The following is a 14,062-nucleotide window of genomic DNA, read 5'->3' as shown; positions in this document are numbered from 1 at the left end:
CCAATCGATGACTGACTACGAACTCACGAGACGTGATGCACTGAAAGCGCTCGGCGCGGCGGGTGTCACCGTTGCCGGCGGCGCGGCCGCGCTCGCCTGGGACGAGTCGGGAGAGAACGACGCCACCGAGGCATCCGAAGACAACGCTACCAGTTCCGAATCAGAGTTCGGAGACCACGAGCGGGAAACGTATCGGGCCATCGCTGCTATCGTCTATCCGAGCGAGGTAGCGGGCATAGAGGAGTTTGTCGACAGCTACGTCGCTGGACGCGTCGAGGCAGACCCTGAGCGAGCAGAGGATATGGCGGCAGCCGTCGCAGATCTGGATGCGTACACACGAGAGTGGGAAGACAGCAACTTCGTGGCGGTAGATGCCGCGACGCAAGAAGAGACGCTCCGGGGAATGGGCGTCAAGGTGGCCGATCCGAACCCGCACGGCGACCCAAGGCACCGCGTGCGCTACTACCTCGTCAACGACCTCCTGTTCGCGCTGTACAGTTCACCGACCGGTGGTGAGCTTGTCGGTATCGAGAATCCGCAGGGCTACCCCGGCGGAACGAGTAGCTATCAGCAGCCACCGAACGACCGGTAAGCCGGCTCCCGCCGCCGATTTTTCCGCGGTGCTATCGGAACCGTTCTTCGAGCGCAACCCGAACGATAGACTTTGCGATGGCGGCCCCGCCGGAGAACGGGTCGAGTTTCGTCTCGCCTTTCCGCTCGTCGTATTCGATTGGCCGCTCACGCACGTCGTAGCCACGCATCAGCGGCCGCATGAGCAGTTCGGCCGAGAGCCCGGTGTTCTCGGTCCAGACGGTCTTCTGGAGAATCTCACGGCGGTAAGCACGCATTCCAGTGGTCGTGTCGTGGACGCGCTTGCCCATGAGCACGCTTGCCAGTAAGGCGAACAGTTCGTTCCCTAGCTTGTTCATCGCCGGCATCTGTTCGGCCCCGTAGTATAGCCGGTCGCCGCTGACGACGTCGGCCCCGTCGTTAATCTCATTGAGGAAGTCAGGCAGGCTCTCCATCGGATACGTGTCGTCACAGTCCGTCGTGACGACGACCGGTCGGTCCGGTGTCAGCACGGCTTCGCGGACCGCCACGCCGTACCCCTGCGGCTCCTGTTCGATGACCGTGGCACCGTGGTCGCGGGCGATCTCCGGTGTCCGGTCGCTGGACCCGTCGACACAGACGACCTCTGCGCGCCCGTCGGTCACTGTCGCGATATCGTCGAGAACGGTGCTGATCGCTTCTTCTTCGTTGTACGTCCCCATAACGACCGCGAGGTCGTCGAACGTGTAGCCGCCCGGTTCTTCGGCCCGCGAGCCCTGAATAGCCATTGCTCGTCCGTCAGAACCCACGGTTCTTGAATGTTTAGGTTTACCAAAATCAGTGGTCGGCGAGATACGTCTCTATCGGGGTGGCATCTTCCCAGAGATGCGTAAACAGGTCTCTTGCCCACGAAATAGCTCCGTCCGTTTCGGAGACAATCTTCGCCGACGGCCAGGCTCCGTCGAGTTCTGGGAGCGTCAGGATCATCCAGTCGTCGGCGACGGCGAGTGCGTACGGGACCGGCGTGACACGAACGGTCGTCTCCTCGTATCGGTTCATATCGAGCGAAACTGACTCCTTACCGAGCATTTCGTCGATGACAGCACAGCTGACAATCAGCCTCGAATCGGCGTTGTCCGGCATCGCCGCCTCGTACTCTGGGTGGTAGACGGGGGAGACGACATCGCAACTGGAGGCGCTCTCGACGCGGGTGACGACTTCGCGGACCGGTCGGTTGATATCGGTCTGTGTGCCACGGATGACCGTGTAGTCGTCGAGTTCAGGCAGGCGACACCGGAACGGCTGTGGCAGCTCTGACGTATCGTGGGACTCCCAGTACTGGAGGTCGACAGCGAAGAGTTCCTCAAGCCGTTGCTGGCGGTGAATCGTATCCGCGACGAGCCGGCCGGTGCCGGTAAGTCGCCAGCCGTCATCCATCGACGTGACCAGACCGCGGCCCTCAAGATTCGACAGCGCATCGTAGATCGCCGACTCGCTTGCAGCGACTGCCGACAGGAGTTCGTTGGTAGCCATGGCTCCGGGACACAGCGAGCCGATGATGTCCGTCCGGACGGACGACGTTCGGACGTACTGGATAAGCGATTCTACGCCCATACTGTCCCCATATACTGTAGCTCATATTTTTCGTACATATCAGTTTCCATTTGTAATGGAATCTTTTTCGACTGGGACACTATTCTCTCGGGCACTGGATATTATTGCAGCCAATGTGTCCATCTTTTTTATCGCTCACGACACAGACACTGTTGCTGTCCACGTACGACCACGTCCCCGCTGAACGCAATGGATCACGTTGGTCTCGTGGAATTGCCACGTTCGGGCCCGGCGATATCGTGCCTCTGACATACTTCGCCAGCCCGAAGGGTCATGCAATCACCGTGGGTTGCCCGCCCACGGTGCTCATTGTCTCCGCTGTCGACTCGTCCAGCCGCACTCGTTTGTTATTGACTACTGTCTCTCGCTTCTGTATCGGCCGTCCGCAATCGGGCAGCCATCGTGAGAAACAGCAGCGGCCGACGGTATAATCAGTTCTCGGGCGGTTCGTCCGTCCCGATTCGGATCTCGTACGCCTCGATATCTTCGAACGCAGCGACTTGTCCACCCACCTCAACCGGCCCATCGGCCGTTTCGACGACCAGCGTCGCGACCTCGCGGTTCGAACTGAACGACGCCTGGTCCACTTTGCCTTCGACGACCCGGTGGTCGCCCGTCTCCACGTCCCGGCCCTCAATAGTCGCGTAGAACTCCCCGTCCAGCGTCACCAGATCAGAGATACAGCGTCGTATCGTCCCATAGCGGCGCGGGAACGGCAGTCCATCTCCGTCACTGGCAATCGTTTCGGCGGTCGTCCACAGCACCGTGTTGAGGAACCCGGACACCAGAAACCCGAGTTCCGACCGGTTGAAGATGACGCCGTATCGGTCCGTGTCGCCGCGGACACTCTCGCGGGTGGCGTACATCGAGTAGTTCCCGTCCGCGACGGCGACGACCGGCGTCGTGATACCGCGGCGGGCCTTCACCGTGGTCGCGATGGATTCGTAATCGAACCGCATCGGGTCGGGAGCATCGACGCCCGGCGAAATGAGGATCTCGATAGCGATGCCGGACTGTTTCCGGTTTGCGAGTCTGTCTTCGAACCGCTCTAGCAGGGCTGGAGTCAGTGATAGCGTCAGCTCGTACTCGGCCGTCTCGATGATATCTTCGAGATACCGAAGTATCGTCGGCCGGGATTTGACGAGCGAAACAGCTTCGGGCTCCCGCGCGGGTGCCGTGTAGCGCGAGGACAGGTCGTCGACGAGGTCATCGAGCGAGTCCTGAATCCCCTCGAAGGCTTCCCGAGGGTCGATAGCCAGGACCTTCATCGGCCGGGACTCCTTGAGTTCGACGAGCCCGACATCGCTGAGGCTCCGAACCGTATCGTACACCCGCGGCTGTGGAATGTCCGTGTTCTCCGAGATCTCCGACGCTGTCAGCTCACCGTGTTGTAGCACGGCCAGGTAGGCTGAAATCTCGTACTCGCCGAGATTGAACCGCGCAATTACCTGTTCGAGCGATGCTTCCAAGTCGTCACTAGACATAGTGGGGCGTTTGCGAGTCGAGTACTAAGAACTTCGGCACTCTCTTCAGCAGACAATTTCAGGACCAGTCAGATGAGGATTCGCTACTGTTCGTTGTCGCGTCACAGCGGCTGCCTGTCTCTGCGGACTCCGAGTGCTTGAGGCGATACGCGAAAAAACTGCGTGCTGTCGTTGCGGTATTAGTAGGCGTTGGAGATCTGGGAGACGACATCCGCGGGCGCAGCACCGGAGTTCAGCGATGAGATAGCGGATTCGAGCGAGGACTTGACTGCTGGCGGTGCGGCCAGGCCGTGTGCGACGGACGGCGGCTGGGCTTCGCTGTTCTGGAAGTCCTCTATCTGGTCCTTGGAGAAGTCGTTGAACGGGTCGGTGTTCACGTCAGTCCGCGGCGGAATCGACCCCTTCTTGGGGTTGAAGATCTCCTGTGCCTCCGTCGTCCCGACGAACTGGCACCACAGCGTAGTCGCATCCGGGGACGGGTTGTTGACCGGATACGGGAACGAGTCCATGTTGAGGGCGTAGTCCCCCTCAGTGCCCGGGAATGGGACGTGATCCCACTCTTCGCCGTACGTGAGGTCGTTCGTGATGTACGTTCCAGCCGCCCAGTCACCCTGGTGGAGGAACGCAGCTTCGCCGTTGATGACCTGATTGTTTGCTTCCGTCCAGGAAATCGAACCGGCATCGCTCGGGATGTAGTCGAGATAGGACTGCGTGGTCTCGACTGCCGATTCAAGCGCGTCGCTGTTGGCGTCGACTTCACCGTCGACGAAGATAGCGCTGTAGGTCTCGGCGTTCGTTTCGCCGAGGAGGACAGTCGCGAACATCTGGAAGCTGGACCACGGCGACCCGGTCTGGTGTGCCATTCCGGTGTAGCCGGCATCGTCGACCGTCGCCATCGCATCGACGAGGTCAGACGGCGTTTCGAGGGAGGCCGGATCGACGCCGGCGTCCTCGACGACCTCGACGTTGTAGAAGAGGTTGTTGATCCGGTGGATGTTGAGCGGCACCGTCACGTAGTTCCCAGCGGGCTGGGCCGCGTCCTTGACGCCCTGAAGGTAGGCGTCCTCCATGCTGTTCTCTGACCACACGGAGTCACCGATGTCCTTCAGCAGGTTCGCATCGGTGAAGGGGAGCAGATTGTTTCCGGGCCAGGCTTGCCACGTACTCGGGTGGTTGCCGTTCTGCACCCGTGTCCGGATGTTCGCCTGCAGGTTCTCACCCGCACCGCCAGCGATGAGGTTCTCGTCGAACGGGACGTCCGGGTGTTGCTCCTTGAACGCATCCATCACGGACTGAATTGCTTCCAGTCCATCGCCCTCACCCCACCAGTGGGCGACTTCCAGTGTGCTGTACTGTGTACCGCTGTCAGTACTGCCGCCGTCGCTGCTGCCGTCACCGCTGCTGCCGTCACTACCATCGCCGCTGCTGCCGTCACCGCCGTCACCGCCGTCACTTCCACCGCAGCCAGCCAGCGAGGCCGCACCCGCTGCACCAGCAATCCGAAGAGCGTTACGTCGCGTCAACCGTCTGTTTGAATTGTCATCAGCCATGGTTGCACCAATACCTCATAATTCCTTATTGAAGATTCGTACTTAATACTTCTGTATAGCGAAAATCGCCATTTGACATTCAGGTTGATCCCGGTATATCATCTATATCCGCCGGTTTTTCGGGTTTTAGTGTCGAAAGAAATTAATCGTATGTGAGTAAATACCTTACAATTTTACATCTGATATCTTACACATACCCGATATACCCCCGCCTAGATGGGGTGTATTCAGGCCATATTTCCATCAAAAAGCTCGGGCGCGGTTCGGCCCGAGGACTTACAGCGAATCGAACTCGACAACTGCTTTTATCTGGTCGTCCCCATCCTCGAAGGCTGCCTCGACGTGTTCCGGATCGGTGACCGTCGTCACCAGATCATCGAGCAACCAGTCCGGAAGTTCCTGCAAAGTCTCCACAGCATCCTCGAAATGGGAGACATGTGAGTTGACCGTGCCGATGAGACATTTGTTGTGCAGAACGATTTCGTTGTGGAGCGAGCCGCCGTCGACCTCGAACTCCCACGGCTCCGGGATGCCCAGCAACACGCCGACCCCGTTCTGGTCGAGCGCCTTGACGGTCTGGAACGCGTGCGGGGCGAATCCGGTCGCCTCGTAGATGTAGTCCATCGCCTCGTGGGCCTCCGGGAGTTCGTCCACCGGTGTCTCCCTGGAATCGACGTACGTGCCACCGATCTCGTCGATGATGTCGACCGTGGGGTCGGGCCGGTCCCGTCGGCCGACACAGTAGGTCCGGTCGTACTCCTGTTCGAGCATCCACAGCGTCAGCAGGCCGAGCGAGCCGTTGCCCAGCACGCAGGCGGATTCCGGTCGCCAGTCGAACGGCTCCCGCGTCGCGTACGCGTGCTCGTTGGCCTTCTCGGTGATCGAGAGCGGCTCGACGAGGAAGCCGTACTCCGCGACCGACTCGGGGACGGGTACGAGGAAATCCGCCGGCGAGGTGAAATACTCCGCCATGAACCCGTGGTCGCCGACGATGCCCCGTTCCGTGTACTCGCCGTCCGGGGCCATGTCGGGCTCGCCCCGGCGGAAGTACTCGTTCGTCTCGCCGTCCGGTTTCCGTCGGACGGTCGGCGCGACGACCTGCCCCGCCTCGAGCCCCGTGCCATTGGGCTCTTCGACGACGCCGACCGCCTCGTGTCCGAGAACCATGTGATCCGCCCCGTCGGGGAACCCGCCGTGGGACCCGTTCAGGACTTCGTGGTCTGTGCCGTCAACACCAACGCGGAGCGTCCGGACGAGTGCCTCGCCCGGGTCAGGCGACGGTCGCTCCCGTTCTAGGAGCTGTGGGCCGTCGTCATCCCGCGTAACACCAATCACTTTCATGCCAGGCAGAGAGTGAGAACACTGGGGATTAAGTCTTTCTTCAGGTCTCTGTCTCGCTGATGCTGACGGCCGTGCCGGTTTCGCTGGAGCGGTAGATCGCGTCCATCACGCGTTGGACCCGCAGCGCCTGCTCCACGGTGTTCGTCGATGGCGGCGTCCCGGACCTGACCGACGAGACGAACCGCGCCTGCTCCTTGCGCTGGGGGTCCGAGCGCCGCGTCTCGATGTCGGTCGTCCGGTGGTGCATTCCGCCGGTGTCGGCCGTCTCGAACAGCGTCAGGGACTGGTCAGCGAGGTCGAGTTTCGCGCCGGCCTCCGTCCCGCGGACGTAGTACTCCTGGCTGTCCGGCCGGTTCGTCGCCCACGCGACCTCGAGGGAGATCGTCGTACCGTCCCCACAGCGGATGAAGGCGCTCGCCGAATCGTCGACGCTGAACTCGGCCGCACCCTGGTCTTCACCCCACATCTGGACGTAGGCGTACTCTTCGTCGACGCCGAACTGGGCGCGCGTGTCCCCCGACACCTCGACGACCTCCGGGTGGTCGGCGACGTGCAGCGCCAGGTCGATGGCGTGGGCCCCGATGTCGATGAGCGAGCCCCCACCCGCCACGTCGCTACGCGTGAACCACGACCCCCGGCCGGGGACACCGCGACGCCTGATGTAGTTCGCTTCGATATGAGACACCTCCCCAATATCACCCGCGTCGCGGTAGCCCACCAGCGTCTCGACCGGGTCGGCGAACCGCTTGTGGAAGCCGACCATACAGAACCCGTCGGCCGCCTCGGCGGCCGCGGCGATCCGTTCGGCGCTTTCGAGTGTGTGCGCAAGCGGCTTCTCGACGAGCACGTCGAGGCCCGCTTCGAGCGCTGCGACGACGTACTGCTCGTGGAACCGGTTCGGCGTGGTGACCAACACAGCATCGACCGCCTCGAACATCGCCGCTGCCTCTTCGTACACCGGTACGTCATACGTCTCGGCGAACCGCTGGCGGGCATCGGCATCGACATCGACGCCTGCCGTTATCGAAACCGGCTGGTCGAGCTGTTTGAGGTTGTTACAGTGGATCTCTGCGATGTTCCCCAGGCCGATGATCCCTATCTGTACCGTCTCAGTCATGTGTGTCGAAGGCTGCACCCGGAGTCGGGTTAATACAACTGCTTTTCGCGCTCGTCGCGTTCCTCGTCTTGCTCCTGTTTTGCCTTCTCACGGCGTCGGCCGCGCCGGTACTGGATTATGCCGGGGACGATCTTGTTCTTCAGGTCCAGGATGAACGATGCGATCCCGTAGGCCCAGAAGAAAAACAGCACGAGCATCCCGCTCCAGTACAGCATCGCGAGGTGGCTGCTCATATCAGTCGTCGGATTCCACTTCGCTTCCGGAGGTCGTGCTGTCCGCCTCGTACGGGATGAGGTCGTGGACGATCGCCTCGCCGGTAGCCGAATCAAACAGGTGGACGTTCCGCCGGTCGATGACGACCCCGATCTCCTCGTCCTCCTCGAGGTCCGAGTCGGGATCGATGCTCATCAGCAGCTGGTCGTTCGTCGCCAGCTCCTGGGACATCGACGTCTCACCGTCGCCCAGCAGCAGGTAGGCAAATATCTCGTCGCCCATCGGTTCGAGGATATCGGTCGTCGCCGTTATCAGCCCCGACGGATCGGGAACTTCCGACTTGAGCTCCCCAGGATAGATGTCTTCCGGGCGGATTCCCAGCGTCACGTCGTCCCCGGCGCTGACGCCTTCGACGGACGTGGGGTTGAACTCGAGCGAGAAGTTCGGCGTCTCCAGGGCGGTGTCGGTGACGGTCCCCTCGATGAAGTTCATCGACGGTGAGCCGATGAACCCAGCGACAAAGAGGTTATCGGGCTCGTTGTAACAGGTCAGTGGCGGATCGATCTGCTGGAGCTGCCCCGAGTCCAGGACGGCGATGCGGTCCGACAGCGTCATCGCCTCCTCCTGGTCGTGGGTCACGTAGATAATCGTCGTGTCCAGTTCCTTGTGCAGGCGCTGGAGCTCCGTCCGCATGTGGACCTTGAGCTTCGCGTCCAGGTTGGCCAGCGGCTCGTCCATCAGAAACACGTCGGGCTCGCGCACGATAGCGCGGGCGATGGCGACGCGCTGGCGCTGTCCGCCGGACATCTCCTCTGGCATCCGATTGAGCATCCCCTCTAGCTGGACGATGTCCGCGGCCCGCTCGACCCGGCGGTCGATCTCGTCCTGCGGGTAGTCCCGGAGCCGCAGCCCGAAGGAGATGTTGTCGTACACGTCCATGTGCGGGAACAGCGCGATGTTCTGGAACACCATCGCGATGCCGCGGTCCTTCGGCGGGAGGTTCGTCACCTCGCGGTCGCCGATGTATATCTCACCCTCAGTTGGGATGGTGAGCCCGGCGATAGTCTCCATCGTCGTCGACTTCCCACAGCCGGACGGGCCGACGAAGCAGATGAACTCGCCGTGGTCGATGTCGAGGTTCATATCGTCGACCGCGGTAACCACGTCACCCTGGTCGTCGTAGCGTTTCGTTACGTGTTCGAGTCGTACTCTTGCCATTATGTTACTCCTTGAGTGCGCCTGAGGTCAGTCCGCTGACGATGCGTTCCTGTGCGACGATGACGAGGATGACGACGGGGAGGACCCCGACGATGCTCGCAGCCGCCATGAGGTTGAACTGCGTCGTGTACTGGGTCTGGTAGCTGAGAATCCCACCGACGATAGGCGACCACTTGGCCGCCTCCGGCGAGGTCGCCATGATCGAGCTGAAGAAGTACTCGTTGTAGACGGCGATGAACGTCAGCACGGCCGCGGTCGCCACGCCCGGCGCGGACAGCGGCATGATGACCCGGAACAGCGCGCCCAGTCGCGTCGTTCCTTCGACCCGTGCAGCGTCCTCCAGCCCATCCGGAATCTGGCCGTAGAACGTCGTCAGGATGAAGATGGACAGCGGCATGAACAGCGCGCTGAACGGCAACACCATCGATCCCGGGGTGTTCAGCATCCGCGGCGGGGTAAACAGCGGGATGGACGTGAACGGTATCGTGATCGGGGCGTTGCCGGCGAACGCCTGAAACAGCGGGATGACGAACGCGGCCGGCGGGAAGTAGCTGATCGCCAGAATACCGAGCATCAGCAGTGCGCGGCCGGGGAACCGAAGTCGGCCGAACACGTAGCCGGCGAGGCTGGCGACGAACAGCACGATGACCGTCGTCGTGACCGCCAGCGCGAAGCTGTTCAGCATGTACAGGTGGAACGGCACCTGTTCGAAGACCGTGACGAACGCGCCCGGATTGAAGCCCTTCGGAACCGGCAGCGGGAACGTCCCGCTGACGCCGAAGAGGTTCACGGTCGGGAGGAAACTGCCCGAGAGCAGGTTCCCTTCGGGGGTCACCGCCAGCACGATGAGCCAGTAGAAGGGAAACAGCGTCGTCACCAGGAAAAACACCATCGCCGCGTAAAACAGCGCCCGGTACACTTTGTCCGGGTTCTGGATGGCGCTCTGTGTCCAGCGCTGTAGCGGTCCGTCGCTCGACTGCTCCTGGGTGTCGGTTGGCGTAGCCATGTTAGATCGCGTCCTCCCCTTGCCAGACGATGAGTCCCATTACGACCGTCCCGATAATGGCGGCCGTCACGAACGCGATGGCCGCAGACGTCCCCTCACGGGTGGTGAACGTCGCGACGACCATACACGACAGCGACGGGACGACGGTACAGCTCGACACGGTATCGATAATGCCGTATACCCGCATCGCCTGCACCGACCGGAACAGCACGGCAACGCCGATAGTCGGCAGGATGAGCGGGAACGTGATGAGCTTGAACTGCTGCCATTTCGTCGCGCCGGCGACCTTCGCCACGTCGTACAGGCCACGGTCGATGCTCTGCAGCCCCGCCAGAATGAGCAGGGCCATGAACGCCGACGTCTTCCAGATGTCGGCGACGATGATGATAAACGTCGCACTTGCCGTGTCGTTGAGCGTGTTCGTCGGCGCGAGCAGTCCCAGGTCTGCAAGCGGTGGCGTCAGGAACCCGACGTTCGAGTTGAACATCAGGAAGAAGATCATCCCCTGAATGACGATGGGGACGGCCCACGGGATGATGATGGCCGCGCGAATCCACCGCCGACCGTAGAAGTCCTGGTCGAGGATGAGCGCCTGTCCGAGGCCGATGAGCGTTTCGAACAGCACACTCACGACGGCGAAGATTATCGTGACGACCAGTGCGCTGTTCAGCAATGCACCCGTGCCAAATCCTTCGGGGAGGAACGTCGTTCCACCCGGGAGGAACCGATTCTTCTCGCCGGTGAACAGCCCAACGTAGTTCCCAGCGCCGACGAAGTTAGTGCTCGAAAAGTCCGCCGAGAGCGCGAACAGCGACAGCTCGAAGGTCCGCAACAGCGGGTACAGCGCGACGATACCCAGAAGTACGAACACGGGAACCAACAGCAGATACGCGTACTGCGTGTCGCTGAGGTTCTCCATCCACCGCATTACGCTGACGAGTACCCCCGAGCGTCTGGATTCACGGCCAGTTTCTGTGCTCATTCGGTTACCTCCGTCCGTCGTTTGAATGTGTCATGGTAAATAATCACAGGGGTGGTTTTGTAACGGTTTCCTGTGGCTTCAGGTCTGCTCGGTCTCTGCCAGCGCGGACTCAAGCGTCGCCATCGCGTCGGCCGAAGAGGCTTCCTGACCGACTGCGCGGTTCGCCTGCTGTGCGATCTTGCTGGACTGGTCGCTCCAGACACCCGTCACCGGGCGTGGCATCGTGTTGTTACCGGCGACCTGCAGCGTGTCCATGTACCGGCCAACGACGGGCACGTTCTGGGCCTCACTGGAATTGAACAGTTCAGGTCGCGGCGGCAGCCATCCCTGGACAGACAGCAGTGTGAGCTGGAAGTCCGGCTGCATGGCGGAGCGAATGACCTGCGTCACGGCGTCTAACTGCTCGCTGTTGGGGTTGACCGTCATGTGCCAGCCACCGAGGGCGGCCGTGGAGCCACCCGTACCGGGCTGTGCGGCCTCGCTCTCGGATACAGCGTACGGAATCGGCATCGCACCGAGGTTCTCGCCGAGCGCTGGATCCTCGGTTTCCTCCGGGTTGCGGCCGCCAAGCGCCAGCGAATAGGGCCAGTTCCGGTGGAAGACGGCGTTGCCGTTGACGAACGGTGCGCGAGCGTCCTCCTCCTTCCAACCGAGGATTTCGGTCGGGGTGAAGCCACCACCGTAGCCCTCGAACTGGCCGCCGAAGTCCTCGTCGTGGACGAACTTCCGCATCATGTTGAGGGAGTTGACGACCTCTTCGTTGTTGACCGTGATCGGCCGTTCGCCAATCGGCCCGAAGAGATTGTCGCGGCCGCCGAAGTACGCGCCGCCCCACGAGGACATGACCTCGTTGAACGTACAGCAGGAGGTCCCCTCGTAGATGTCCCACTGGGTCGTAAAGCCGTAATCGACGTCAGCGTTGTCGTATGTGTCTGCGGCGATGTTCGACCACTCCTCCCACGTCATCGGCTCGGTCGCCCAGTTGTTGCTCTCGGGGCTGTAACCGGCGTCCTCGACGAGGTCCTTGCGGTACTGCATCGTCGGGAAGTCCGGGAACACCGGGACGCCGAACAGGTCACCGTTGCTCGGATTCCGGGCTGTGTCCGTAAACGCTGAGAAGTAGTTGTCCGACACGTCCGTGAGCAGTTCCTCCGGCAGCGCCTGCGAGAGGTTCTGGAGCTGTCCCCGCTGGATGAAGATGTTCGTCCAGCCGTTGTCCATCAGGAACATATCCGGGTTCGTCTCGCCGGCCGAGAGCAGTCGGTTGTAGTTCGACCGGGCCGCACCGGTGTCCTGGTCACGCGGGACGAACTCTATCTCGATGGAGTCCGACAGGCCGTTGTCGTGGAGTGCCTGCTTGATTGCGTCGCCGTTGTTCTGGACGGCCACCGGGTCGAAGCCCCACTGCACAGTCGTCGTCTCCCCGCCGCTTCCGTCGCCGGTCGAGCCGCCGTCGCTACCGTCGCCGCTACCACCGTTGCCACCGTCACCACCACCACCGACGAAGTCAGCACAGCCCGCTAGTCCACCGACGACACCTGCTGCGCCGGCGGCACGGACGAACCGTCGCCGGGAGACGCCTGTTGAGTTCCGCTCGCCGCTTGTGCCATTGTCCGACATATCTATTCTGAGCTATCCCGGACACACCTTAAAGGTTGTCCATAATTAACCACAGGTGTTGTTAATTGTCGGCCTCGGCCCGCCAGCCATGTTATATTATTGATTATTCAATCTCGTATAAATCTTTCAGTATATATACACACGGATAGGTCAAACAGTTGTTTGCCACACAGAGAAGCTCAAACGCACAAACTGAGGGAGAGTTTACCCGCCCTGAGAAGGCAGCGTCCCGTTACTCGTACTGAACGTTCGTAATCGTAATCTCAGTAGCTTCGACTTCCTCGATGACGGCCCCCCAGCCACCGACTTCGTACGTCCCGTCGTCGGTGACCAGCGTCGCACTGATTCGACCGGCTAGTTGTGCCAGTGGGACGGGGTCTTTCCGACCGATACTACTCCCGGTGTAGTCGATGTCGGTGACCCGCCCTGTCAGCTCAACCGACTCTTTTGTTTCTGTGTCGTACCCCACAATGACGGCCTCGATAATCGCCTCCTCGTTCAACAGCGGTTCGATATCTCGGACGGCGTGGCGGAGGTCGACGTACGTCGTCGGGGTTTCCGGCGTCCGCTCAGTGTACAGTGTGTCCCATATCTCCCAGAGACAGGTCAGGAAGAACCAGTGGAAGACGTAGGTGTGGGTCCGATCCTTGACGAGCACGCCGTACTCGTTGACTGAGTCGTGGTGGGGCGCAAAGCACGTCCAGGTCCGGTCGACCAGCACGAAAAACGGGGCCGGAATCTCACGGTTCCGAGCCTCCGTACAGGTCCCTTCGATGTCAGAAATCGGCGGTACTTCCTCACCAGGGCCCGTACAGATGCTGAGTTTGATGTTTACGCCGCGGTCGTGGGCGGCAATGAGTTCCTCTCGAACCGCGTAGAACTGCTCCGGGTCCACACCGACCTGAATCTGGTTTTCGGCCGTTTCGATGAGTTCCCGGGCCCGGCTGACGACCGTTTCGAACCGCTTGACGATACTGACCTCGTGGTCCGATATCTCGGGCTGATTCCAGCGCTCTTCGATTGTCTCTGCCGCGTCGAGGTACTTGCTCGACCGGGACCGAAGGTCTTCAAGGACCACATCTGGGTTGCGGGCGCGGGCAGTCAGGCTGTCCTGCTGGAACGTCTCGATATATCCCTTCGTTTCCAAGTCCCGGAGCACGTCGTAGATCCGCGGGTCCGGAACGTCACAGGAATCAGCGATGTCGGTCGCCGATGCGGTCCCCAGCCCCAACAACGCCACATAGGCCTCCGCCTGATACGGAGAGAGACCGGCATCTTCGAGGACATCGGTTAGTTCGCTGTCGTCCATGTGTGTACAGGGAAACTGAGTACGCAGTTAACGTGCATGGTTATCCATCGATATCACCG

At 61.3% G+C, this 14,062-nt stretch carries 13 protein-coding genes; 1 reads left to right on the top strand and 12 read right to left on the bottom strand.

Annotated elements, in window-relative coordinates:
* Positions 1-7 precede the first annotated feature (7 nt).
* On the top strand, positions 8-592 hold the full coding sequence (locus C444_RS10205; RefSeq protein ID WP_004592708.1) for a gluconate 2-dehydrogenase subunit 3 family protein: 585 nt from the start codon (positions 8-10) through the stop codon (positions 590-592).
* Between the two features lie 31 nt (positions 593-623).
* On the opposite strand, the gene C444_RS10200 is transcribed toward C444_RS10205, so the two are convergent.
* From C444_RS10200 to C444_RS10145, 12 genes are all read right to left on the bottom strand, one after another.
* Positions 624-1,337, bottom strand: coding sequence for a dolichyl-phosphate hexose transferase (locus C444_RS10200; RefSeq protein WP_004592707.1), 714 nt, complete (start codon positions 1,335-1,337; stop codon positions 624-626).
* 49 nt (positions 1,338-1,386) lie between these two features.
* Complete coding sequence (locus C444_RS10195) at positions 1,387-2,163, bottom strand: helix-turn-helix transcriptional regulator (RefSeq protein WP_004592706.1); 777 nt, start codon at positions 2,161-2,163, stop codon at positions 1,387-1,389.
* Positions 2,164-2,594: 431 nt separating this feature from the next.
* Positions 2,595-3,647 (bottom strand): HTH-type sugar sensing transcriptional regulator TrmB, encoded by a 1,053-nt coding sequence (trmB, locus tag C444_RS10190; protein ID WP_004592705.1) that lies wholly within the window; start codon positions 3,645-3,647, stop codon positions 2,595-2,597.
* A gap of 179 nt (positions 3,648-3,826) precedes the next feature.
* A complete protein-coding gene (locus C444_RS10185; protein WP_049909401.1) occupies positions 3,827-5,197 on the bottom strand; it encodes an ABC transporter substrate-binding protein in 1,371 nt (456 codons plus the stop codon).
* A 276-nt stretch (positions 5,198-5,473) separates the two neighbouring features.
* Complete coding sequence (locus tag C444_RS10180; RefSeq protein WP_004592701.1) at positions 5,474-6,538, bottom strand: glucose 1-dehydrogenase; 1,065 nt, start codon at positions 6,536-6,538, stop codon at positions 5,474-5,476.
* Between the two features lie 40 nt (positions 6,539-6,578).
* On the bottom strand, positions 6,579-7,655 hold the full coding sequence (locus C444_RS10175; protein WP_004592699.1) for a Gfo/Idh/MocA family protein: 1,077 nt from the start codon (positions 7,653-7,655) through the stop codon (positions 6,579-6,581).
* Positions 7,656-7,684: 29 nt separating this feature from the next.
* Positions 7,685-7,888, bottom strand: coding sequence for a hypothetical protein (locus tag C444_RS10170; protein ID WP_004592697.1), 204 nt, complete (start codon positions 7,886-7,888; stop codon positions 7,685-7,687).
* A gap of 1 nt (position 7,889) precedes the next feature.
* Positions 7,890-9,086, bottom strand: coding sequence for an ABC transporter ATP-binding protein (locus tag C444_RS10165; protein ID WP_004592695.1), 1,197 nt, complete (start codon positions 9,084-9,086; stop codon positions 7,890-7,892).
* Between the two features lie 4 nt (positions 9,087-9,090).
* On the bottom strand, positions 9,091-10,092 hold the full coding sequence (locus tag C444_RS10160) for a carbohydrate ABC transporter permease (protein WP_004592693.1): 1,002 nt from the start codon (positions 10,090-10,092) through the stop codon (positions 9,091-9,093).
* A gap of 1 nt (position 10,093) precedes the next feature.
* Positions 10,094-11,074 carry a carbohydrate ABC transporter permease gene (locus C444_RS10155; protein ID WP_049909399.1) on the bottom strand — a complete coding sequence of 327 codons (981 nt, stop codon included), beginning with the start codon at positions 11,072-11,074 and terminating at the stop codon, positions 10,094-10,096.
* A gap of 78 nt (positions 11,075-11,152) precedes the next feature.
* Entirely contained in the window at positions 11,153-12,694 is a 1,542-nt protein-coding gene (locus C444_RS10150; RefSeq protein WP_004592688.1) for an extracellular solute-binding protein, read from the bottom strand.
* 232 nt (positions 12,695-12,926) lie between these two features.
* On the bottom strand, positions 12,927-14,003 hold the full coding sequence (locus C444_RS10145; RefSeq protein ID WP_004592686.1) for a TrmB family transcriptional regulator: 1,077 nt from the start codon (positions 14,001-14,003) through the stop codon (positions 12,927-12,929).
* Positions 14,004-14,062 lie beyond the last annotated feature (59 nt).

The sequence above is a fragment of the Haloarcula japonica DSM 6131 genome (genome assembly GCF_000336635.1).
In the GTDB taxonomy this organism is placed as follows: domain Archaea; phylum Halobacteriota; class Halobacteria; order Halobacteriales; family Haloarculaceae; genus Haloarcula; species Haloarcula japonica.
This window is presented reverse-complemented; position numbering and strand designations above follow the sequence as displayed.